Source organism: Enterobacter pseudoroggenkampii, assembly GCF_026420145.1.
Classification (GTDB): Bacteria; Pseudomonadota; Gammaproteobacteria; order Enterobacterales; family Enterobacteriaceae; genus Enterobacter; species Enterobacter pseudoroggenkampii.
In genome coordinates this window covers 103,754-125,763 of sequence record NZ_JAPMLV010000007.1, presented here as the reverse complement: position 1 = coordinate 125,763, position 22,010 = coordinate 103,754, and the positions used below count along the sequence as shown (strand labels likewise).

21 protein-coding genes are annotated in these 22,010 nt (G+C 56.9%); 6 read left to right on the top strand and 15 right to left on the bottom strand.

The features are described from left to right. Nucleotides 1-22 precede the first annotated feature (22 nt). From trpS to OTG14_RS21030, 12 genes are all read right to left on the bottom strand, one after another. A complete protein-coding gene (gene trpS / locus OTG14_RS21085) occupies nucleotides 23-1,027 on the bottom strand; it encodes a tryptophan--tRNA ligase (RefSeq protein ID WP_148769869.1) in 1,005 nt (334 codons plus the stop codon). Beyond that, complete coding sequence (gph, locus tag OTG14_RS21080) at nucleotides 1,020-1,781, bottom strand: phosphoglycolate phosphatase (RefSeq protein WP_024907924.1); 762 nt, start codon at nucleotides 1,779-1,781, stop codon at nucleotides 1,020-1,022. The genes trpS and gph overlap by 8 nt, the downstream gene beginning before the upstream one ends. Beyond that, on the bottom strand, nucleotides 1,774-2,451 hold the full coding sequence (gene rpe / locus OTG14_RS21075) for a ribulose-phosphate 3-epimerase (protein WP_024907923.1): 678 nt from the start codon (nucleotides 2,449-2,451) through the stop codon (nucleotides 1,774-1,776). Before rpe ends, gph begins: the two co-directional genes overlap by 8 nt. A gap of 41 nt (nucleotides 2,452-2,492) precedes the next feature. Further along, the gene (dam, locus tag OTG14_RS21070; RefSeq protein ID WP_267215707.1) at nucleotides 2,493-3,305 is read right to left on the bottom strand and encodes an adenine-specific DNA-methyltransferase; all 813 of its coding nucleotides are present in this window, start codon (nucleotides 3,303-3,305) and stop codon (nucleotides 2,493-2,495) included. A gap of 67 nt (nucleotides 3,306-3,372) precedes the next feature. Beyond that, nucleotides 3,373-4,689, bottom strand: coding sequence for a cell division protein DamX (gene damX / locus OTG14_RS21065; RefSeq protein WP_267215706.1), 1,317 nt, complete (start codon nucleotides 4,687-4,689; stop codon nucleotides 3,373-3,375). A 92-nt stretch (nucleotides 4,690-4,781) separates the two neighbouring features. Further along, nucleotides 4,782-5,870, bottom strand: coding sequence for a 3-dehydroquinate synthase (gene aroB / locus OTG14_RS21060; protein ID WP_267215705.1), 1,089 nt, complete (start codon nucleotides 5,868-5,870; stop codon nucleotides 4,782-4,784). 57 nt (nucleotides 5,871-5,927) lie between these two features. After that, a complete protein-coding gene (gene aroK, locus OTG14_RS21055; RefSeq protein ID WP_003861630.1) occupies nucleotides 5,928-6,449 on the bottom strand; it encodes a shikimate kinase AroK in 522 nt (173 codons plus the stop codon). A gap of 286 nt (nucleotides 6,450-6,735) precedes the next feature. Beyond that, a complete protein-coding gene (gene hofQ, locus OTG14_RS21050) occupies nucleotides 6,736-7,959 on the bottom strand; it encodes a DNA uptake porin HofQ (protein WP_267215721.1) in 1,224 nt (407 codons plus the stop codon). Then, entirely contained in the window at nucleotides 7,886-8,290 is a 405-nt protein-coding gene (locus OTG14_RS21045) for a HofP DNA utilization family protein (protein ID WP_032645261.1), read from the bottom strand. The genes hofQ and OTG14_RS21045 overlap by 74 nt, the downstream gene beginning before the upstream one ends. Next, nucleotides 8,280-8,735: a HofO family protein gene (locus OTG14_RS21040; RefSeq protein ID WP_267215704.1), complete on the bottom strand. Its 456-nt coding sequence runs from the start codon at nucleotides 8,733-8,735 to the stop codon at nucleotides 8,280-8,282. The genes OTG14_RS21045 and OTG14_RS21040 overlap by 11 nt, the downstream gene beginning before the upstream one ends. 3 nt (nucleotides 8,736-8,738) lie before the next feature. After that, on the bottom strand, nucleotides 8,739-9,233 hold the full coding sequence (locus OTG14_RS21035) for a PilN domain-containing protein (protein ID WP_267215703.1): 495 nt from the start codon (nucleotides 9,231-9,233) through the stop codon (nucleotides 8,739-8,741). Then, nucleotides 9,230-10,006, bottom strand: a complete 777-nt coding sequence (locus tag OTG14_RS21030) for a type IV pilus biogenesis protein PilM (RefSeq protein ID WP_024907916.1) — start codon at nucleotides 10,004-10,006, stop codon at nucleotides 9,230-9,232. The genes OTG14_RS21035 and OTG14_RS21030 overlap by 4 nt, the downstream gene beginning before the upstream one ends. 120 nt (nucleotides 10,007-10,126) lie before the next feature. On the opposite strand from OTG14_RS21030, the gene mrcA reads away from it, so the two are divergent. Then, complete coding sequence (gene mrcA, locus OTG14_RS21025) at nucleotides 10,127-12,679, top strand: peptidoglycan glycosyltransferase/peptidoglycan DD-transpeptidase MrcA (protein WP_267215702.1); 2,553 nt, start codon at nucleotides 10,127-10,129, stop codon at nucleotides 12,677-12,679. A 79-nt stretch (nucleotides 12,680-12,758) separates the two neighbouring features. Here mrcA and nudE read toward each other — a convergent pair whose 3' ends face one another. Further along, nucleotides 12,759-13,319 (bottom strand): ADP compounds hydrolase NudE, encoded by a 561-nt coding sequence (nudE, locus tag OTG14_RS21020; RefSeq protein WP_023333707.1) that lies wholly within the window; start codon nucleotides 13,317-13,319, stop codon nucleotides 12,759-12,761. 321 nt (nucleotides 13,320-13,640) lie between these two features. Between nudE and OTG14_RS21015 the strand changes: the two genes are divergently transcribed. The 5 genes from OTG14_RS21015 (at nucleotide 13,641) to pckA (ending at nucleotide 19,807) form a co-directional block, all read left to right on the top strand. After that, nucleotides 13,641-15,776, top strand: coding sequence for an intracellular growth attenuator family protein (locus OTG14_RS21015; RefSeq protein WP_024907914.1), 2,136 nt, complete (start codon nucleotides 13,641-13,643; stop codon nucleotides 15,774-15,776). Nucleotides 15,777-15,843: 67 nt separating this feature from the next. Next, complete coding sequence (yrfG, locus tag OTG14_RS21010; protein ID WP_024907913.1) at nucleotides 15,844-16,527, top strand: GMP/IMP nucleotidase; 684 nt, start codon at nucleotides 15,844-15,846, stop codon at nucleotides 16,525-16,527. After that, nucleotides 16,524-16,925: a ribosome-associated heat shock protein Hsp15 gene (gene hslR / locus OTG14_RS21005; protein WP_023333710.1), complete on the top strand. Its 402-nt coding sequence runs from the start codon at nucleotides 16,524-16,526 to the stop codon at nucleotides 16,923-16,925. Before yrfG ends, hslR begins: the two co-directional genes overlap by 4 nt. A gap of 17 nt (nucleotides 16,926-16,942) precedes the next feature. Further along, complete coding sequence (gene hslO, locus OTG14_RS21000; RefSeq protein ID WP_161495995.1) at nucleotides 16,943-17,827, top strand: Hsp33 family molecular chaperone HslO; 885 nt, start codon at nucleotides 16,943-16,945, stop codon at nucleotides 17,825-17,827. 360 nt (nucleotides 17,828-18,187) lie between these two features. Continuing rightward, nucleotides 18,188-19,807 carry a phosphoenolpyruvate carboxykinase (ATP) gene (gene pckA, locus OTG14_RS20995; protein WP_047652888.1) on the top strand — a complete coding sequence of 540 codons (1,620 nt, stop codon included), beginning with the start codon at nucleotides 18,188-18,190 and terminating at the stop codon, nucleotides 19,805-19,807. A 126-nt stretch (nucleotides 19,808-19,933) separates the two neighbouring features. Here the strand turns inward: pckA and envZ are convergent, their stop codons facing one another. Both envZ and ompR read right to left on the bottom strand, forming a co-directional pair. Then, nucleotides 19,934-21,280, bottom strand: coding sequence for a two-component system sensor histidine kinase EnvZ (gene envZ / locus OTG14_RS20990; protein ID WP_008503047.1), 1,347 nt, complete (start codon nucleotides 21,278-21,280; stop codon nucleotides 19,934-19,936). After that, nucleotides 21,277-21,996, bottom strand: coding sequence for an osmolarity response regulator transcription factor OmpR (gene ompR, locus OTG14_RS20985; protein ID WP_001157751.1), 720 nt, complete (start codon nucleotides 21,994-21,996; stop codon nucleotides 21,277-21,279). The genes envZ and ompR overlap by 4 nt, the downstream gene beginning before the upstream one ends. Between the last annotated feature and the right edge of the window lie 14 nt (nucleotides 21,997-22,010).

Sequence of the window (22,010 nt, the reverse complement as noted above, 5' to 3'; positions counted from 1 at the left end):
GTGGTTACCGTTTTGCTTTTACTTAAGGTTTACCCACAAACCCAATCGCGTTGTATACCGCTTTCAGGGTTTCGGACGCGCGCGCGCTGGCTTTTTCCGCGCCCTCTTTCATTACCTTCTGCAGGAAGGCTTCGTCGTTGCGATAGCGGTTATAGCGCTCCTGCAGCTCGGTCAGCATCCCGGAAACGGCGTCTGCCACTTCGCCTTTCAGGTGGCCGTACATCTTGCCTTCGAAGTGCTGTTCCAGCTCAGGAATGCTCTGGCCGGTCACGCCGGAGAGGATATCCAGCAGGTTGGAGACGCCCGCTTTGTTCTGCACGTCGTAACGCACTACCGGCGGCTCGTCGGAGTCGGTGACCGCACGCTTGAGCTTTTTGACGACGGATTTCGGGTCTTCCAGCAGGCCGATAACGTTGTTGCGGTTATCGTCAGACTTGGACATCTTTTTGGTCGGCTCCAGCAGCGACATCACGCGCGCGCCGGACTTCGGAATAAACGGCTCTGGCACTTTGAACACATCGCCATAGATCGCGTTAAAGCGCTGGGCGATATCGCGGCTCAGCTCCAGATGCTGCTTCTGGTCTTCACCCACCGGGACCTGGTTTGTCTGGTACAGCAGGATGTCCGCCGCCATCAGCACCGGATAGTCAAACAGACCGGCGTTGATGTTCTCAGAGTAGCGCGCGGATTTATCCTTGAACTGGGTCATGCGGCTCAGCTCGCCGAAATAGGTGTAGCAGTTCAGCGCCCAGCCCAGCTGCGCGTGCTCCGGCACGTGAGACTGAACGAAGATAGTGCTTTTCTCAGGATCGATGCCGCAGGCCAGGTACAGCGCCAGCGTATCGAGAGTGGCTTTGCGCAGCTTCTCAGGATCCTGACGCGCGGTAATCGCATGGAGATCGACGATGCAGTAGATGCAATGGTAGTCATCCTGCATGCTGACCCACTGACGTAACGCACCCATGTAGTTACCAATGGTCAATTCACCTGAAGGCTGTGCGCCACTAAAAACGATGGGCTTAGTCATTATTCAATTCCTGATGTTCACTGTGCGAAAGCCCGAGTGCGGGCAACAAATCTTTGAAGTGGTCGAAGACCACATCCGGCTCACTTAGCGTGATGGCCTCACCGTAGTTGTAGCCATAGGTTAATCCGACGGAAGGACACCCTGCCGCTCGGGCAGCCAGAATATCATTGCGCGAATCCCCGACAAAGAGCAGCTCCGCAGGCGTTAAGGATAATTTTCCTGCCACCAGCAGCAGCGGTTCCGGATGCGGCTTTTTGTTCTGCACGTCATCGCCGCCCACAATCACGGAGAAATACTTTGCGATGTCGAGCGCTTCCAGCAGAGGCGCAACGAACGGGGTTGGCTTGTTAGTCACCAGCCCCAGCGGGATACCCTTCGCGTGAAGCGCGCTCAGCGTTTCCTGAACGTCCGGGAACAGGAAACTGCCCTCCTCGACGGTCTCTTCGTAGAAACGATCGAACAGTTTGCGCAGAATACGCAGCTGCTCATCCTTAGGAATGTCAGCGTGATCGACGCTCGGTTTACCCTGCGCGGAACGCTGCGACGCGCGCTCCTGGCGAGCCCACGTCAGTGCACGCTCCATCAGAACATCGGCGCCGTTGCCAATCCACGTTACCACGCGTTCTTCACCTGCAACGGGCAGCTCAAGTGCGTACAGCGCCTGATCTACGGCGCTCGTTAAGCCCGGCGCGCTGTCGACCAGCGTACCGTCGAGGTCGAATGCCACACCCCGAATAGCCTGTAATTTATCCATGACTTACCTTCGCCAGCTCGCGGCGCATTTCATCAATGACTTTTTTGTAATCCGGTTGGTCGAAAATGGCTGAACCGGCAACAAACATATCCGCGCCCGCTGCCGCAATTTCACCAATGTTATTCACTTTCACGCCGCCGTCCACTTCCAGACGAATATCGTAGCCTGACTCGTCAATACGACGGCGTACTTCACGCAGCTTATCCAGCGTGTGGGGGATAAACGACTGGCCGCCAAAGCCCGGGTTAACGGACATCAGCAGGATCACGTCCAGCTTGTCCATGACATAGTCGAGATAGCTCAGCGGCGTGGCCGGGTTAAACACCAGACCTGCTTTACAGCCGTTCTCTTTGATCAGCTGCAGCGTGCGGTCGACGTGTTCAGAGGCTTCCGGATGGAAAGTGATGATGCTGGCACCCGCCGCGGCGAAGTCAGGCACGATGCGGTCAACAGGCTTCACCATCAGGTGAACGTCGATCGGCGCGGTAATGCCATAGTTACGCAATGCCTTGAGCACCATTGGGCCAATGGTCAGATTCGGAACGTAGTGGTTATCCATCACGTCGAAATGGACGACATCTGCGCCAGCCGCGAGAGCTTTGGCGGTATCTTCACCCAGACGGGCAAAATCGGCCGACAGAATTGAGGGAGCAATCAAAAACTGTTTCATCCGCTTCTCCTTGAAATGTGTTTACCGGCGGGCAAAACGGCTCAGGGGCGATAAAGAGCCAGAAGTTCGTCCACCTTTTTACGTGTGCCGCCGTTGCTGCTAATGCTACGCCGCACCTTAACCTGAAAATGCTTCGCGGCTTTGTACCATTCGCGCGTATCAGGGGTATCGTGATTCGAAATTAACACCGGAATTCTTTTGCTGACCAGCTTTTCCGCCATCTCCGCCAGACGAGCCTGTTCGGCAGGGCTGAAGCTGTTGGTGTGATAGGCGGTGAAGTTCGCCGTCGCAGACAGCGGCGCGTAAGGCGGGTCACAGTAAACCACCGAGTTTACGCCTGCCAGTTCCATACACTCTTCATAGGAGAGGCAATGAAACTCTGCGCTCTGCGCTTTTTCGGCAAAGTGATACAGCTCGTCCTGCGGAAAATACGGGCGCTTATAGCGGCCAAAAGGCACGTTAAACTCCCCGCGCAGGTTATACCGACACAGGCCGTTGTAACCATGTCGGTTGAGGTAGAGGAACAGCAGGGCTCTGCGGAACGGGTCCTGGCTCTGGTTAAACTCCGCGCGGTACTGGTAGTAAACGTCCGGGTTATTGTTCTCGGGCGTAAACAGTTTGCGCGCCTCGGCGACATACTCATCGGTACGCAGCTTAACGATGTTATAGAGGCTGATAAGGTCGCTGTTGATATCCGCCAGGATATAACGAGAAAAATCGGTGTTGAGGAACACCGATCCTGCACCCACGAAAGGTTCGATAAGACACTCGCCTTTAGGCAGGTGCTTTTTAATATCATCGAGCAGGGGGTATTTCCCCCCTGCCCATTTCAGAAAAGCGCGATTTTTTTTCATGCTGACTAACTGATTACACCTTCTCCAGCTGTGGAGAAAGCTCCGACAGCATCCTGCGCTTTAAACATTACTTCAGATCGGCCTGAACCTGATGAATCGGCTTCGCCCATGGGTTTTTCGCCTGAACATCAGCTGGCAGCGCCGCTACGGCACGTTTTGCTTCATCTTTGGACGAATAAACACCGCTCACCAGCACATACCACGGCTGACCGTTACGGGTCGTCTGATAAACAACGTAGTTTTTCAGATTTGATTTCTTCGCCCAGCTGTTGAGGTTGTCATAGTTAGACGAACTGCTTAGCTGTAGCGTGTAGTTGCTGGATGGCGCAGACTTCAGCGAGCCAACGTTACCTGCAGTTTTACCTGCGGCGCTGCTGGAGGCTGTTGCCGTGGCTGCTGGAGCCGTTGCTGCAGGTGCAGCTGTGGCAGCCGGTGCCGTGGTGGTCGCCGTGGCTTTCGGCGCAGTCTGCGTGACGGGCGCTTTAGCCGGCTCGCTCACCGCGGCCGTTTCGGTATGTTTCGGCTGGGCCGGAACAGCTTTCACTTCAGGCGCTTTAACGACTGCCTGAGGTTTGGTTTCACGCTTAGGCTCAATCACCGCCTGCTTACGTTCAGGACGTGCCGCAGTCTGCGTCTGGCGCGGCTTGGTTTCCGTCGCGGCCGCTTGCGGCTGAGCGTTACCACCGCGAACCGGGGCAACGGTTGCAGGTTCAGTTGGCAGCGTAGAGTTAACCACGACGTTATCAACCTGCTGCTGGTTCTGCGGCTGCGTCAGCGCATTGTTCAGGTCTCCCTGAACTTCTACGCGCTGCTGGCCTTCAGGCGTAGCAGGTGCCTGACCCTGAGCAGGGGTTGAAGAAACAGGCGGCAGAGAAACATCCTGCGGCGCTGCGGTGTTCCCTGCGGTCTGCTCTGCGGAAGTGGTACCCGGAGCAGGCTGCGCACCATTCGCCTGATTGGACGCATCGTTACCGGACAGGTTGATGCTCTTCTCAGCGGAAGCCGTTTGCTCGGTTGAGTTCGTTGACGGTGCTTTAAGCGCGGAGCCAATGCCGACAATCAGCAGCACAAGCACCAGAACGCCAAGGCCCATCATGATGTACTGGCGGGACGCCGGTTTAGGCGCAGCGGCTTTTTTACGTTTACGCGGGCGACGCTCTACAGGCTGTTCGTCCATTGAATCTTCTTCGGACTCATAATCCTCTTCTGCTCGCTCCTCGTGCGCGTTGCGGTTGCGCGAAGGGCGACGATCGTCTGCATCCAGATCAACATCGTCAAAGTTGATCTGCGGCTCGTTATCACGTTCTGAAGATTGACGAGAACGACCAGTACGACGATCGCTGGGATCGGGTTTCAGCTCGTCTTCTGGTTTGAATTCATCCATTTAACACCCCACTCAAAGGCTTATGCCAACGACTTTGCATTTCACCTGAAGCTAAACGACCACCTGCGACAGTGGCCTGACCTTTCTAGTTGTTACGCCTGCTGACAGTCAGCGATAGCGCCAAGAACGACATCGTGCGGCACTCCGCCGCGTACTTCACTCTTCCCTATGGCAAGCGGGAGTACAAGACGCATCTCGCCTGCCAATACTTTTTTATCGCGCATCATGTGGGGTAAATACGCTTGCGCCGACATCTCCTGCGGCCCGGTCACCGGCAAACCTGCACGCTCAAGCAGCGCAATGATGCGTGCCGTCTCTTCCGGCTTGAACTGCCCGAGACGTTCGGAGGTGCGAGCCGCCATCACCATGCCGGCCGCGACGGCTTCACCGTGCAGCCAGTTACCGTAGCCCATTTCGGCTTCAATCGCGTGACCAAACGTATGCCCAAGATTCAGTAAAGCACGTAAGCCCGTTTCACGCTCGTCTGCGGCAACAACTTCTGCTTTCAGCTCACAGCAACGACGAATGCAGTATGCCAGTTTAGCCTCATCCAGGCCCAGCAGCGCATCCATATTCTCTTCAAGCCAGCTAAAGAACTCGCCATCCAGAATAATGCCGTATTTGATCACTTCCGCCAGACCAGAAGCCAGCTCGCGCTTCGGCAGCGTTTTCAGACAGTCGAGATCCACCACCACCGATGCGGGCTGGTAGAAGGCGCCAATCATGTTTTTACCGAGCGGATGGTTGACTGCCGTTTTGCCACCGACAGAGGAGTCGACCTGGGACAGCAACGTGGTCGGGATTTGAATAAAACGGACGCCACGTTGATAGCTTGCGGCCGCAAAACCGGTCAGATCGCCAACAACACCGCCGCCCAGGGCAAGCAGTGTTGTATCGCGACCGTGTGGTTTTTGCAGCAATGCGGTAAAGACGGTATCCAGTACCGTCAGGCTTTTATACTGCTCGCCATCGGGGAGAATCACACTGTCGACTTTTACGCCCGCCTGCTCAAACAGGTGGCGTACGCGGTCGAGATAAAGCGGAGCCAGCGTCTCATTGGTGACCAGCATCGCCTGATCACCCGCTTTCAGTGGTAAAAAGGAAGCTGGGTCGTTAAACAAACCAGCCGCGATGGTGATAGGGTAACTACGTTCCCCGAGAGTAACTGTAATCCTCTCCATGACGCGACATCCACCTTTAATGCTTTTACCCGCAGGCGAGTGTATATAAAGCCAGAATCAGTTGCTTTCCAGCATATGAATAATCTGGTTTGCAACCACTTTAGCGCTCTGGTCGTCAGTACGAATGGTCACATCGGCAATCTCTTCATACAGCGGATTGCGTTCATCGGCCAACGCTTCCAGAACTTCGCGTGGTGGCGTTTCAACCTGCAGCAGCGGGCGCTTTTTATCGCGCTGCGTACGTGCCAGCTGTTTCTCGATAGTCGTCTCAAGATAGACCACTACGCCACGGGCGGAGAGACGGTTGCGGGTTTCGCGAGATTTCACAGAGCCGCCGCCTGTTGCCAGAACGATGCCCTGTTTTTCCGTGAGTTCGTTGATCACTTTTTCTTCTCGGTCACGGAAACCTTCTTCGCCTTCTACGTCGAAAACCCAGCCCACATCAGCTCCGGTTCGTTTCTCAATCTCTTGATCAGAATCGTAAAATTCCATATTGAGTTGTTGAGCTAACTGACGCCCAATAGTGCTTTTGCCGGCACCCATAGGCCCAACCAGAAAGATATTGCGTTTCTCTGCCATTTTATCGGTACTACTAAGACTATTCGTTAATGGTAATCCCCGCTGCGCAGACACCCGGCGTAGCAGGACATGAACTGAAACCTCATATGCAATAGAGCGAGAGTCAGACTAAAAATTATCTCAATACTCCGGCTTGTTTGGCAACTGATTAAATCACCGCGCCGGGCGCATAAGGTAATAAGACGTAAGTCCAACTCAAATCGGTACTCCTTGTATGCTAATTCATGCCCCACGTCAAACATCTGCAACAAACTGAATGCAAATTCATTGCGGGGATCGTTACCCGTCAGCGAATACCGACCAGACGTGGTGTAATAAACACCACTAACTCACGCCGTTCGTTGTCTTTCCCGTCATGGCGAAAAAGCTGACCAATCCAGGGGATTTTTCCCAGCCCCGGCACGCTGTCACTGCCGGTTTTGTTCTTCTGCGAAAAAATTCCGCCCAACGCCAGCGTTTCTCCACTTTTTACCTCCACCTGGGTTTCTATCTCCTGTTTGTCGATCGCCAGCGTTTCGCCGTCCGCCTGCTGCAGAACCTGTCCCGGCATATTTTCGCTGATGTGCAATTTCAGGCGCACGCGCCCTCCCGGTAACACCACCGGCGTGACCTCCATCCCTAATACCGCTTCCTTAAACTCAACGGAGGTGGCGCCGCTTTCACCGCTTGAGACCTGATACGGGATCTCACTCCCCTGCTTGATACTGGCCGGCTGCATATGCGAGGCCAGCAGCCGCGGGCTGGCGATGATATCGACCTGCTGTTTTTGCTCCAGCGCAGAGAGCTCCAGATCCAGCAGCCGACCATTGATCCGTCCGATGTTAAAACCCACGTGGCTGGTGGCGCTGGCGACGGAAAGATCGCTGCCAAGCGTGGTGAGCTGGCCAACCTTGCCCGCGTCGGTGGCGTCGGCGAGATTCCACTTCACTCCCAGCTCACGCAGGCTTTTTTCATTAATGGTCACAATGTGCGCCGCCAGCTCGATCTGTTCGACGGGAATATCCATCTGAGCGGCCCAGCGCTGCAGCGTCTCCACCACCGTCTGGTTATCCCGGATCAGCAGGCGGTTGGTGCGTTTGTCGACAGATAAACTCCCCTTCGGGCTCAGAAGTTTTTCCGCGGCTTTTTGCAGCTCTCCGGCATCGGCATAGGAAAAAGGGATAGTGTGAGACACCAGCGGCGCATCAAGCTGTCGACGCGCCCGCTCCTGTTCTGAACGTTCCTGCTGTTCACGCTGCCAGGCGGCGGTATGCACGTAAAAAATGCCCGCGTCCTCGCGCAGGACAAGTCCGGCACTGGAGACTACCGTCCGTAACGCCTGCCGCCAGGTGACGCGCGTCAGGTTAAGCGAAAGCGAGCCGCCGACATCAGGCGAGACCACCAGATTACGGTTCTCCTGTGCGACCAGGGCCTGTAACACCTGGACCACAGGAACGTCATCCACCACCAGCGTGACCGGTTTTGGCGCGGCGGCCCACAGCGGATGGCTGAACGCCAGCAGCCACAGCATTATCCGTAAATTCATTCTTATCCGTTCCTTCTCGTTGCCACGTCCATTTTTCTGGTTCACATGTGTCACCCACATCAACAACCAGTTCCGTTGCATTGATGGCTGTTATCGTCCAGCCTGCCGGGAAGCGCTCATGCGTTTTCAGCCGGTACCAGCGCTTTTGCCCATCCTGTAAAATGCCGATAGCCTGCTGTCCTCCCACCATGCCGCGATAGTGCCACTGCGCCAGCTCGCCAATGGCGCAGGGATCGTCCGGCGGGTGAAACGGATCGCGCATGCCGGTCAATAGCAGCGCTGAGCAAACCAGCAAATATCGCGCGCTATTTCGCATGTGCCAGCTCCAGCCGCAGGCGCAACGCCGTACCTTGTGGCACAATCGCAAAAGCGGCGATCTGCACATCCTGCTGCGCCAGCCGGGAAAAAAGCGCCGGAAGCGCCTGCCACTCAACCTCCAGCATCAGTTCCCCTCCGTTCTGCAGCGGCTTCCAGTGAACCAGCGTCGTGTTATCACCCTGAAAATCGAGCGGGGAAAAAGATATCAATTCCCGTGATTCCGGCGTTTCCGGACGAAACGGCACCTTTCTGACGGCAGGCCATAACGCTGCGTTAGTTCTCGTGTCCTGAATCAGCTGGCGCTGTCGTTCAGCACACTGCCTGTCTACCGGTCTGAGCAAGGTGCCCCACGCGGCCAGTCCTGCCAGGAGACTCCCCAGACACCAGAAGAGCACCCGATACCAGGGACGGCTTTCGCACCAGCGTTCTAACAGGGTATCCACGCGTTACCCCTCGCTTTTAAGCTGAAGCGTGAACATCCAGCGCCCCTGGCTGTCCCGCCGAAGCTCACCCGCCGTCCCGGGCGTAAAACCCGCTATTTGGCCAAGTGCATCGCGCAGAGCAGACAGGGCCGGCAGGGTTATGGCATACCCGCTCAGCATCAGAGCAGGAGGCTGATAGCGCAGCTCTGTCAGCCAGACCTGTGCCGGAATGGTGCGGGAAAGGGTTTCCAGCACCGGTTGCCATGCACGTCGTTGAAGTTCCTGCGCTGGCAGCTGCGCCTGTGAGGCGAGTCTCTGCCGGGAGAGAAGCACATGCTGCACGGCCTGCAGGCCCGTCAGATCCGTTTGCAGCGCGTGCAGCCTCATAAGAGGGTTCATCCGCAGACAGAAAATGGCCATGAAGATTAACAGTACGGTGCCGACACACATTGCGCCCCAGAAACGCAGGCATCGCGCGCGCCGCTGCTGCCGCCAGGGCAGAAAGTTCATGATGCTCATCCGGGCACCTCGCTCATGGCCAGCGCCAGCGCAACGGTATAATCAGCGCCGCAGTCCGGCAGCGGAGCATGGCAGCGCTCAAGGATTTCCCACGGGTCACGTCGGCTATCAAACAGCGCGATGTCATCCGGACCAAGCGCCAGCAGCGCCGACAGCTCAGCCACATTGTCTGCTTCTGTGGTAAAGCGGCGTCCCCACTGGTGGCGCATCGCCCAGAGCCACTGCCGCTCGTCCCGCCAGGCGATGCACTTCGCTGGTGTCACCGCAGGAAGAAGATTCGCCAGAGCGCTGGCATCCGGCGTAATGGTCATCAGCCGCAAACGCAGCGCCTTCGCCAGCGCCAGAAGGGTGTCAACCTCGTTGTTTTGTGCGGCTGTCACCTGAAAGGTATTGCTGAGCGTATCCTGCACGTAATCGAAACAGAGCGTATCGGCAGACATCTCCAGTTCGCGGGCGAGCGCGGCGCCAAGCCATGAGAGCTGCTCGCTGTCGCGCAGCGCAACGGTCGGACGGGCAAGCGACCGCTGCAGGGTGCGTGCTGCCGGGAAAGAGAGGAACGCCCGGTGGTAGTGCGGCAGCGTTTTTCGCCAGTCGCGTAACGCATCAACCAGCTGTTCTGACTGATAAATTTTGCCGTCACGAATGATGCCTTCAGCCAGCGGGATTGCCCACCAGCGCCGCAAACACCAGCCGGACTTCTCCCGGGCCAGTGCGACGATCAGCACCCTATCCTGTTGAATATGAATGCCCGTTTGCCAAGTTTTGAAAGCCATGCTTCACGATCTCCTTATCGCCCGTCACCCTGACGGCTATATCAATGAATCAGGCTTGCCTTTATACTACCGCGCGATTGTTTAGAAACTGCCCAAGTGAAACCAAATGGGAAATCTCCGGTGAAGTTCGTAAAGTATTTATTCATCCTTGCAGTCTGTTGCATTCTGCTGGGAGCAGGCTCGATTTACGGTTTGTACAAATATATTGAGCCACAGCTACCTGATGTCGCCACGCTTCGCGATGTGCGACTCCAGATCCCGATGCAGGTCTATAGCGCCGATGGCGAGCTCATGGCGCAGTATGGCGAGAAGCGTCGTATTCCGCTGACCTTAAACCAAATTCCCCCTGTGATGGTGAAAGCCTTTATCGCCACGGAGGACAGCCGTTTTTACGAGCACCACGGTGTCGATCCGGTGGGGATTTTCCGCGCCGCGAGCATTGCGCTGTTCTCTGGTCACGCCTCTCAGGGGGCGAGTACCATTACGCAGCAGCTGGCGCGTAACTTCTTCCTCAGCCCTGAAAAGACGCTGATACGTAAGATCAAAGAGGTGTTCCTTGCTATCCGTATTGAGCAGCTGCTGAGCAAAGACGAAATCCTTGAGCTGTACCTCAACAAAATCTACCTGGGCTACCGCGCTTATGGCGTGGGGGCTGCCGCACAGGTGTACTTCGGTAAGCCTGTTGAGCAACTCACCTTAAGCGAAATGGCAACCATTGCCGGTCTGCCAAAAGCGCCGTCCACGTTTAACCCGCTCTACTCGCTCGATCGCGCCACCGCGCGTCGGAACGTCGTCCTGTCACGTATGCTGAGCGAAGGCTACATCAGCCAGAGCGAGTACGAGCAGGCGCGTAACGATGTCATTGACGCTAACTACCACGCCCCTGAGATCGCCTTCGCCTCCCCTTACCTGACCGAGATGGTTCGCCAGGAGATGGTGAATCGTTATGGCGACAAGGCCTATGAAGATGGCTATCGCGTGTACACCACCGTCACCCGTAAAGTGCAGCAGGCGGCGCAGGAAGCGGTACGCAACAACGTGATGGACTACGATATGCGTCACGGCTATCGCGGCCCGTCAAACGTGCTGTGGAAAGTGGGCGAAAGCGCGTGGGACAGCAAAAAAATCACCAGTACGCTGAAGGCGCTGCCAACCTACGGTCCGCTCCTTCCTGCCGTGGTGACGCAGGCCGATCCTCAGGAGGCCGTTGCGACACTTGCGGACGGTACCTCCGTCTCCCTGCGTATGGACGGTATCCGCTGGGCGCGTCCGTACCGCTCGGATACGCTGCAGGGCGCCACGCCGCGTAAAGTGACCGACGCGGTACAAACCGGGCAGCAAATCTGGGTGCGCAAGGTAGGTGAATCCTGGTGGCTGGCACAGGTGCCGGACGTCAACTCGGCCCTGGTCTCTATCAACCCGCAGAACGGCGCCGTCCTGGCCCTGGTCGGCGGGTTTGATTTCAACCAGAGCAAATTTAACCGCGCCACCCAGGCGCTGCGTCAGGTCGGTTCCAATATCAAACCGTTCCTCTACACGGCAGCGATGGATAAGGGCTTGACCCTCGCCAGCATCCTTAACGACGTGCCAATTTCCCGCTGGGATGCCGGTGCCGGTTCCGACTGGCAGCCGAAGAACTCCCCTGCAGAGTATGCCGGTCCTATTCGTCTTCGTCAGGGCCTGGGACAGTCGAAAAACGTGGTGATGGTACGCGCCATGCGCGCGATGGGCGTCGACTATGCCGCAGAGTATCTGCAGCGCTTCGGCTTCCCGGCGCAGAATATCGTTCGCACCGAGTCGCTGGCGTTGGGCTCAGCCTCCTTTACGCCGCTTCAGGTCGCACGCGGTTACTCGGTGATGGCCAACGGCGGCTTCCTGATTGACCCGTACTTCATCAGCAAGATCGAGAACGACCAGGGCGGCGTGCTGTTTGAAGCGAAGCCGAAAATTGCCTGCCCTGACTGCGATATTCCAGTCATTTATGGCAACACGCCGAAATCCGACGTGCTTGAAAACAAGGACATGGAAGACCCGGCCGTGTCGCAGGAGCAGCAGAACGGCGTTGTGCCGCAGCCGCAGCTGGAACAGGCGAACCAGGCGCTGGTGGCGCAGACCGGTGCGCAGCAGTATGCCCCGCATGTGATCAACACGCCGCTGTCGTTCCTGATCAAAAGCGCGCTGAACACCAACATCTTCGGTGAACCGGGCTGGCAGGGTACCGGCTGGCGTGCAGGACGTGATTTGCAGCGCCATGATATCGGCGGTAAAACGGGGACAACCAACAGCTCGAAAGACGCGTGGTTCTCCGGTTACGGGCCGGGCGTGGTGACATCGGTCTGGATCGGCTTCGACGATCACCGCCGCGACTTAGGTCGTACAACGGCCTCCGGCGCGATTAAGGATCAGATTTCCGGCTACGAAGGCGGAGCGAAGAGCGCGCAGCCGGCCTGGGACGCCTACATGAAGTCCGTTCTCGAAGGCGTGCCGGAGCAGCCGCTGACGCCACCGCCAGGCGTGGTGACGGTCAATATCGACCGCAGTACGGGCCAGCTCGCCAACGGCGGTAACAGTCGCGAAGAGTATTTCATTGAGGGCACCCAGCCAACCGCACAGGCGGTGCATGAGGTGGGCACAGAGATCATTGACAACGGCGAAACGCACGAGCTGTTCTAAACATAAAAATGCCCGGTCAAAACCGGGCAAAGCATCGTAGGCCGGGTAAGGCGAAGCCGCCACCCGGCTTTTTTATGGCCTACAGTCGCCCCTGCCCCTTCAGCCACTCCCGTACCAGGAACAGCGCGCTCACGTTACGAGCCTCGTTAAAGTCAGGGTCTTCCAGCAGATCCATCAGGTGCGCCAGCGGCCAGCGAACCTGCGGCAGCGGCTCCGGCTCATCCCCTTCCAGCGATTCAGGATAGAGATCTTCAGCGACCACAATATTCATTTTGCTGGAAAAATAGGACGGCGCCATGCTCAGTTTTTTCAGGAATGAAAGCTCATTCGCCCCGAAGCCGACCTCTTCTTTCAGCTCGCGGTTGGCCGCTTCAAAGACGGTTTCACCCGGATCGATAAGCCCTTTCGAGAACCCAAGCTCGTAAGATTCCGTGCCCACAGCGTATTCGCGGATCAAAATCAGATGATCGTCGATAATGGGAATAATCATCACCGCTTCGCGCGACGAGGGGCGCATACGTTCATAAACGCGACGCACACCGTTGCTGAACTCCAGGTCCACACTTTCAACATTAAACAGCCGCGATTTGGCGACAGTTTCAACATTCAGAATGGTGGGTTTTTGTAGTGGTTTGCTCATCGTGATGGGTCTTAGCAGTGAGAACTGGGGTTATTGTGCGATACGCCGCACGGTTTCGGCAATGTCAATTGTTCTGTATTTACATTTGTGCAACGTAGCAGGAATCAATCCTCAATTCAAAACAAATGTCAAGAGGTTGAAATGTTTCCAGGAATTTGCTGATATCGCGCCATAACAGGCTTTGCTATCATCACCGGTCACTGGGATGCGCTTCAGAATGCTCAAGTTCGACTCCATACTTGCCGATAGCCAACCACAGACACTCATTCAATGTAAAGGTGCTACTGACTACACCTGTAAGATAAGTAAGATGGGGAAAGCATGAGCACCATTTTGATTGTTCTCGCTGCTATGCTGGCCGGCGCATTGGTTGCAGGGTGGATGTACAGGCGCCGCGTACAGCGCCGTTATCGTCTGCCCTTTTTAAATGCATTTGCGGGCGCGACCACGCGTAAACTCACGCAAGACGAGCGCGATGCAGTTGAAAACTATCTCGAAATCCTGAACCGTTCTCAGCTCACGCCTGGGCCAACGGGAGCTACCGCCGCACCCGTCGCGCTAAAGCTCAATGCGCAAAGTGATACCGTGCTCTGCGTGACGCGCTCCATCACGCGCTATGGCATCACCACTGATGACCCCAACAAATGGCGCTATTACCTGGATTCCGTCGAAGTGCATCTCCCTCCATCCTGGGAGCAATACATTAATGACGAAAACAGCGTTGAGCTGATTCACACCGATTCGTTGCCCCTGGTTATCTCGCTTAACGGCCACACGCTGAATGAATATCTTCAGGAAGCCCCGCGTTTTGCGCTGGAGCGTGCGAGTTCAACGCAGGCTTCCATTCGTGGCGAAGAGACTGAGCAGATCGAACTGCTGAATATTCGCCAGGAGACGCATGAAGAGTACGCCCTGAGCCGCCCGGACGGCATTCGTGAAGCGCTTCTGATCGTCTCCGCCTTCCTGCTCTTTTTTGTCTGCCTGCTGACGCCGGATGTGTTTGTCCCCTGGCTGGCGGGAGGCGCGGTGCTGCTGCTGGCGGCCGGGCTTTGGGGTCTCTTTGCCCCACCGGCCAAAACCTCGTTGCGTGAGATCCACTGCCTGCGCGGTACGCCAAAGCGCTGGGGCCTGTTCGGTGAAAACGATCAGGAACATCTCAATAATATTTCGCTCGGTATTATCGATCTGATCTACCCGCGCCACTGGCAACCGTGGATTGCGCAGGACCTGGGTCAGAAAACGGATATTGATATCTACCTTGACCGACACGTTGTGCGTCAGGGGCGCTTCTTGTCCCTGCATGATGAAGTGAAAAATTTCCCGCTTCAGCACTGGCTTCGCAGCACGGTCATTGCCGGAGGCGCGGCGCTGGTCTTAGTCATGCTTCTGCTTTTCGTGCCGCTGGATATGCCCATCAAATTCACCCTGTCGTGGATCAAAGGGGCGCAAACCATCGAAGCGACCAGCGTCAACAAGCTGGATGAAGCCGGTGTGCGCGTGGGGGACACGCTGCGCCTGAAGGGTACCGGGATGTGTAATATTCACACCCCGGGGGCGTGGAACACCCGCCAGAATTCGCCGTTTATGCCGTTCGACTGCTCGCAAATTATCTGGAACGACGCGCCGCCGCTGCCGCTGCCGGAATCCGAAGTGGTGAATAAAGCCACGGCCCTTACCCAGACGGTGAACCGCCAGCTGCACCCGAAAACGGACGATGACTCGCGCGTCAGTCCCGCGCTGCGCTCGGCCATTCAAAAATCAGGCATGGTTCTGCTGGATGATTTTGGTGACATCGTCCTGAAAACGCAGGATTTATGCTCCTCTCAGGATGAGTGCATACGTCTTAAAAACGCCCTGGTAAACCTGGGTAACAGTAAAGACTGGGACTCGCTGGTGAAACGCGCCGAAGCGGGACGACTGGACGGTGTTAACGTGCTGCTGCGTCCGGTGAGCGCTGAATCGCTGGATAACCTGGTCGCCACCTCCACCTCGCCGTTCATGATGCGCGAGACCACCCGTGCGGCTCAGGCGCTGAACAGCCCGGCACCGGGCGGGTTTGTGATTGTCAGCGATGAAGGCAGCGACCTGGTCGATCAGCCTTACCCGCAGGTTGCGCTTTATGACTACCCGGCGCAGGAGCAGTGGAGCCAATTCCAGCGCCTGGCACAGATGCTGATGCAAACGCCGTTCAGCGCCGAAGGGATTGTCACAAGCCTCTACACCGATGCCAACGGCACTCGCCATATCGGCCTGCACCGGATGCCGGATAGCGCAGGTTTATGGCGTTACGTTGGCACCTCTTTGCTGATGACCGCGATGCTGATTGCCATTTTCTGGAACGGTTTTATGGCCCTGCGCCGCTACCAGCGCTCGCGCACCCGGCTTGCCGACATCCAGCAGTATTATGAAAACTGCCTCAATCCTAAGCTGATCCCCTCGTCTGAGAGCCTGATCTGATAACGTTGTTGCGCGGCAAGATGTGCTACCCTGTCGCGCACGTTTCTTCTGGCTGGAGTTCCCCCTTATGCACCTTGATATCGCCTGGCAGGAGGTTGATACCGTTCTGCTGGATATGGACGGCACGCTGCTCGATCTCGCCTTTGATAACTATTTCTGGCAAACGCTGGTTCCTGAAACCTATGGCGAGCAGCAGGGGATCTCCCCGGCAGAAGCGCAGGCATTCATTCGTTCGCAATATAGCGCGGTCCAACATACGCTAAACTGGTACTGTCTTGACTACTGGAGCGATCGCCTCGGTCTGGATATTTGTGCCATGACCACCGCCCAGGGTCCACGCGCCGTATTGCGCGAGGATACGGTTCCGTTCCTGGATGCGCTGAAAGCAAGCGGCAAGCGCCGTATTTTACTGACCAACGCGCATCCACATAATCTGGCGGTGAAGCTGGAGCATACGGGTCTGGCGTCGCACCTTGATTTATTACTTTCCACCCACACATTTGGTTATCCGAAAGAGGATCAGCGGTTGTGGCATGCGGTGAAGGAAGAGACGGGTTTGCAGCCAGAACGTACGCTGTTCATTGATGACAGCGAGCCCATTCTGGATTCCGCGGCAAAGTTTGGCATCCGCTACTGTTTGGGCGTTACCAATCCTGACTCTGGCCTGGCTGAAAAAAGCTATCTGCGCCACCCTGGACTGAACGACTATCGCCAGATGATCCCCTCACTGACCGTGAAGGAGACGCCATGAAAGAAAAACCCTCTGACGGGGTAAGACTGGATAAATGGCTGTGGGCGGCGCGTTTTTATAAAACGCGCGCCCTTGCCCGCGAGATGGTTGACGGCGGAAAAGTGCATTACAACGGCCAGCGCAGCAAACCGAGCAAGCTGGTTGAGCTGAATGCCACCTTAACGCTGCGTCAGGGCAACGATGAACGTACGGTCGTGATTAAAGCCATTACCGAACAACGTCGACCCGCAACGGAAGCCGTACTGCTTTATGAAGAGACGGCGGAGAGCATTGAAAAGCGCGAGAAGACCGCTCTGGCGCGCAAAATGAACGCGCTGACGATGCCTCACCCGGACCGGCGACCGGATAAAAAAGAGCGCCGCGACCTGATGAAATTTAAACACGGTGAGACTGAATAACCTCACCCGCACGAGAGATGAAAATGGCCCAACACGACCAATTACACCGCTATCTGTTTGAACAATTCGCCGTGCGCGGCGAGCTGGTCACCGTATCTGAAACCTGGAAACAGATTCTGGAAAACCACAACTACCCGCTGCCGGTGAAGACCCTGTTGGGCGAACTGCTGGTTGCCACCAGCCTGCTGACGGCGACGCTTAAGTTTGCCGGTGATATCACCGTGCAGCTGCAGGGTGACGGCCCGATGACGCTGGCGGTCATTAACGGCAATAACCAGCAGCAGATGCGCGGCGTCGCGCGCGTTCAGGGCGACGTGCCTGAAAATGCAGACCTCAAAACGCTGGTGGGTAATGGCTACCTGGTGATCACCATCTCCCCTGAGGAAGGTGAGCGCTATCAGGGCGTGGTGGGTCTGGAAGGCGATACCCTGGCGGCCTGCCTGGAAGATTACTTCATGCGTTCTGAACAGCTGCCGACGCGTCTGTTCATCCGCACCGGTGAAGTGGACGGTCAGCCTGCTGCGGGCGGTATGCTGCTGCAGGTTCTGCCTGCGCAGGACGCACAGACCAATGACTTTGAGCACCTGGCGACGCTGACAGAAACCATCAAAGCGGAAGAGTTGTTCAACCTGTCAGCGACTGACGTGCTGTGGCGTCTGTACCACGAAGAAGAAGTGACCGTTTACGACCCGCAGTCCGTGGAATTTAAGTGCACCTGCTCCCGCGAACGCTGCGCTGGCGCACTGAAAACCCTCCCGGATGAAGAGATCGACAGCATCATGGCGGAAGACGGTGAAATTGATATGCACTGTGACTACTGCGGTACGCACTATGTGTTCAATTCAATGGATATCGCTGAGATCCGCAATAACGCCTCCCCGGCAGATCCACAGGTTCACTAAACCTCTTTCCCCTCACCCTATAACCCTCTCCCCTTTGAGGAGAGGGCTGGGGTGAGGGGTAAAAACTCCGCCCAAGCTGAATCGTTTTCCCTATGTAACTCTTACGTAATTTTCTTACGTGTATGCGATTACATTCACATTCCTTCCGATAAAATCACCAGTCTTTAACCTTTTCGGAACATTTTCCCCACCCAAAAAGCGATTCCTGCGATAATCCGCCTGCGCTGTGACTGGAGTCGCAGCGTTTTCCGTTAGTAAGGGTTTTGTCCAGATGCATGAATCTATGAGCCCCGTCGCGGTAAACAACCCCAGAAAAACCCTACAATTTCAGGCAGTACATATTGGCTAAGGAGCAGTGATATGCGTGTTACTGGTTTAACCCCGCAAGATCTCAAGGCTTATGGTATTCACGACGTCCAGGAAATCGTCTACAACCCCGACTACGATACGCTGTATCAGGAAGAGCTCAATCCAGCACTGGAAGGATACGAGCGTGGTGTGTTGACGAATCTTGGTGCTATCGCCGTCGATACCGGTATCTTTACCGGTCGTTCGCCGAAAGATAAGTATATCGTCCGAGACGAAACCACCCGCGATACGCTGTGGTGGGCTGACAAGGGCAAAGGGAAGAACGACAATAAACCGCTCTCTCCGGAAACCTGGCAGCACCTGAAAGGGCTCGTCACCCAGCAACTTTCCGGCAAGCGTTTGTTTATTGTCGACGCTTTCTGCGGCGCTAACGCCGACACCCGTCTCTCCGTACGTTTTATCACCGAAGTGGCCTGGCAGGCGCATTTCGTGAAAAACATGTTTATTCGTCCAACCGACGAAGAGCTGCAGGACTTCACCCCTGATTTCATCGTGATGAACGGCGCGAAATGCACCAACCCACAGTGGAAAGAGCAGGGTCTGAACTCCGAAAACTTTGTTGCCTTCAACCTGACCGAGCGTATCCAGCTGATCGGCGGTACCTGGTACGGCGGCGAAATGAAGAAAGGGATGTTCTCGGTCATGAACTACCTGCTGCCGCTGCGGGGCATCGCCTCCATGCACTGCTCGGCGAACGTCGGTGAAAAAGGCGACGTGGCGGTCTTCTTCGGCCTGTCCGGCACCGGGAAAACGACTCTGTCCACCGATCCAAAACGTCGTCTGATTGGCGATGACGAACACGGCTGGGATGACGACGGCGTATTCAACTTTGAAGGCGGCTGCTACGCGAAGACTATTCGCCTGTCTGAAGAGGCCGAGCCGGATATCTTCCACGCGATCCGTCGCGATGCGCTGCTGGAAAACGTCACCGTGCGTGCCGACGGCTCCATCGACTTCGACGATGCGTCGAAAACGGAAAACACCCGCGTCTCTTACCCGATCTACCACATCGACAATATCGTGAAGCCGGTGTCAAAAGCGGGTCATGCCACGAAGGTTATTTTCCTGACGGCGGATGCGTTCGGCGTACTGCCTCCGGTGTCTCGCCTGACGGCCAGCCAGACGCAGTACCACTTCCTCTCCGGTTTCACCGCCAAGCTGGCGGGCACCGAGCGCGGCGTGACGGAGCCAACCCCAACCTTCTCCGCCTGCTTCGGCGCGGCCTTCCTGTCGCTGCACCCGACGCAGTACGCTGAAGTGCTGGTGAAACGCATGCAGGCATCCGGCGCGCAGGCATACCTGGTGAACACCGGCTGGAACGGCACCGGCAAACGTATCTCCATCAAAGATACCCGCGCGATTATCGACGCCATTCTGGATGGTTCTCTGGACGACGCCGAAACCTTCACGCTGCCGATGTTTGACCTGGCGATCCCAACGTCGCTGCCGGGTGTGGATACGCATATCCTCGACCCGCGCAATACGTACGGTTCACCAGAGCAGTGGCGTGAGAAAGCGGAATCGCTGGCGAAGCTCTTTATCGAGAACTTCGAGAAGTACACCGATACTCCGGCGGGTGCTGCGCTGGTGAGTGCGGGTCCGAAGCTGTAGCCCTTCCCCCTCTCCCTGTGGGAGAGGGTCGGGGTGAGGGCATCAGGCCGCAGAGACCGTATCTTGTCGGGTGGCGGCTTCGCCTTACCCGACCTACAAAAAAGGGTGGCGAATGCCACCCTTTTTTTAACTCTCTTTCACCTGCCCCCGCGTGACCGGTACCGGCAACCAGGCGCGAATGCTCAACCCACCCCGCTCGCTGGTGCCAATCTCCAGCAACCCGTTATGGTTATCCACAATACGTTGCACAATCGCCAGGCCTAAGCCCGTACCGCTGGTGCTGCGCGCGCTGTCACCGCGCACAAACGGCTGGAACAGATGCTTACGCTGCTCGGGCTTGATGCCCGGACCGTCGTCTTCCACCTGGAACCAGGCGCGGTTGAGCTCAGAGCCGCTGCTGACCTTAATCCAGCCGTTGCCGTAGCGCGCCGCGTTAACCACCATGTTGGCCACCGCGCGCTTAATGGAGAGCGGGTGCATGCGCACCTGGATCTCGCCCGCCTGGAGGTCGGTATCGATCTCGCGCTCGTAGCCGCTTTCCGCCGCCACCACTTCACCCAGCACCGCGTTCAGATCCGCCATCTCCATCGGCATCTCCTGACCGGTGCGCAGGTAGTCGATGAACTGCTCGATGATGGCGTTGCACTCTTCGATATCCTTGTTGATGGACTCGGCAAGATAACCGTCCTCTTCTCCCATCATTTCCGTCGCCAGACGGATACGCGTCAGGGGGGTGCGCAGATCATGGCTGACGCCCGCCATCAGCAGCGTACGGTCATCCGCCAGCTGCTTCACGCCTGCCGCCATATGGTTAAACGCGCGCGTCACCGAGCGGACTTCCGAGGCTCCATACTCGCGTAGCGGAGGAGGAATAATCCCTTTACCGACCTGCAGCGCAGCGTGCTCCAGGTCGACCAGCGGTCGGTTCTGTATACGGATAAATAGCCACGCGCCGCCTATCGCCAGCAGCATAATCGCCAGGGTGTAGCGGAACAGCGGCGAGAAGTCGCCCTGATGGATTTCGGTCAGCGGGACGCGCACCCAGATATTGGGTGACAGCCAGGTTTTCAGCCAGACGACGGGCGAGCTCTTGTTGACCTCAACGCGCACTTCCGTCGGGCCGCCCAGCTGCTGCGCCATCTGCTGGCTGAGGAATTCATAGTGCTGCGCCCAGCGCAGGCCCGCATCTTCCGCCGCTTCATTCGAGTAGAGCGAAATACCCAGTTCACGGTAGATTTCACGGCGAAACGCCGGGGGAACGACGAGCTGCGTGCCGTCCTCCAGCTGCAGTTTATCGGTCATCAGCATACGGACTTCGTAGGCCAGGACCTTATTAAACTGCTGGAGGCTCGGCAGGATCGCAAAGTTCAGCACCACCAGATAGGTCGTCACCAGGCTGACGAACAGCAGGGTGACGATCAGTAACAGGGTGCGGGCAAACGAGCTACGCGGCGAGAAGCGCATTCGCCTCATGCTTTAGAGCCGTCCGGGACGAACACGTAGCCCAGACCCCATACGGTCTGAATATAACGAGGATGCGCCGGATCTTCTTCCACCATGCGGCGCAGGCGGGAGATCTGCACGTCAATAGAGCGTTCCATTGCGGAGTATTCGCGACCGCGCGCCAGGTTCATCAGCTTGTCACGGGAAAGCGGTTCACGCGGGTGGCTGACCAGCGCTTTCAGGACCGCAAACTCGCCGCTGGTGAGCGGCATTGGCTCGTCTTCACGGAACATCTCGCGCGTACCGAGGTTCAGCTTGAACTTGCCGAAGGCGATGACGGCTTCTTCCTGCGACGGCGCGCCAGGCAGTTCGTTCGCCTGACGACGCAGCACGGCGCGAATACGCGCCAGCAGTTCACGCGGGTTAAACGGTTTTGGAATATAGTCGTCGGCGCCGATTTCGAGGCCCACGATACGGTCAACTTCTTCTCCCTTCGCCGTCACCATGATGATCGGCATCGGGTTGCTCTGGCTGCGCAGACGGCGGCAGATAGAAAGCCCGTCTTCGCCAGGCAGCATCAGGTCGAGAACCATCAGATGGAAAGATTCACGGGTCAGCAGACGGTCCATCTGCTCAGCGTTCGCGACGCTACGAACCTGGAAGCCCTGCTCGGTCAGATAACGTTCCAGCAGCGCACGCAGGCGCATGTCGTCATCCACGACCAGAATTTTGTAGTTCTCTTGCATTGTGTGTACTCCCA

Coding starts and splice junctions, on each gene's coding strand:
- envZ (WP_008503047.1), bottom strand. CDS start 21,280: ATGAGGCGAATGCGCTTCTCGCCGCGTAGCTCGTTTGCCCGCACCCTG.
- gph (WP_024907924.1), bottom strand. CDS start 1,781: ATGGATAAATTACAGGCTATTCGGGGTGTGGCATTCGACCTCGACGGT.
- rpe (WP_024907923.1), bottom strand. CDS start 2,451: ATGAAACAGTTTTTGATTGCTCCCTCAATTCTGTCGGCCGATTTTGCC.
- ompR (WP_001157751.1), bottom strand. CDS start 21,996: ATGCAAGAGAACTACAAAATTCTGGTCGTGGATGACGACATGCGCCTG.
- nudE (WP_023333707.1), bottom strand. CDS start 13,319: ATGAGCAAACCACTACAAAAACCCACCATTCTGAATGTTGAAACTGTC.
- aroB (WP_267215705.1), bottom strand. CDS start 5,870: ATGGAGAGGATTACAGTTACTCTCGGGGAACGTAGTTACCCTATCACC.
- dam (WP_267215707.1), bottom strand. CDS start 3,305: ATGAAAAAAAATCGCGCTTTTCTGAAATGGGCAGGGGGGAAATACCCC.
- trpS (WP_148769869.1), bottom strand. CDS start 1,027: ATGACTAAGCCCATCGTTTTTAGTGGCGCACAGCCTTCAGGTGAATTG.
- hslO (WP_161495995.1), top strand. CDS start 16,943: ATGAAAATGGCCCAACACGACCAATTACACCGCTATCTGTTTGAACAA.
- OTG14_RS21015 (WP_024907914.1), top strand. CDS start 13,641: ATGAGCACCATTTTGATTGTTCTCGCTGCTATGCTGGCCGGCGCATTG.
- damX (WP_267215706.1), bottom strand. CDS start 4,689: ATGGATGAATTCAAACCAGAAGACGAGCTGAAACCCGATCCCAGCGAT.
- OTG14_RS21035 (WP_267215703.1), bottom strand. CDS start 9,233: ATGAGCATCATGAACTTTCTGCCCTGGCGGCAGCAGCGGCGCGCGCGA.
- OTG14_RS21045 (WP_032645261.1), bottom strand. CDS start 8,290: ATGCGAAATAGCGCGCGATATTTGCTGGTTTGCTCAGCGCTGCTATTG.
- yrfG (WP_024907913.1), top strand. CDS start 15,844: ATGCACCTTGATATCGCCTGGCAGGAGGTTGATACCGTTCTGCTGGAT.
- aroK (WP_003861630.1), bottom strand. CDS start 6,449: ATGGCAGAGAAACGCAATATCTTTCTGGTTGGGCCTATGGGTGCCGGC.
- OTG14_RS21030 (WP_024907916.1), bottom strand. CDS start 10,006: ATGGCTTTCAAAACTTGGCAAACGGGCATTCATATTCAACAGGATAGG.
- hofQ (WP_267215721.1), bottom strand. CDS start 7,959: ATGCTGTGGCTGCTGGCGTTCAGCCATCCGCTGTGGGCCGCCGCGCCA.
- pckA (WP_047652888.1), top strand. CDS start 18,188: ATGCGTGTTACTGGTTTAACCCCGCAAGATCTCAAGGCTTATGGTATT.
- hslR (WP_023333710.1), top strand. CDS start 16,524: ATGAAAGAAAAACCCTCTGACGGGGTAAGACTGGATAAATGGCTGTGG.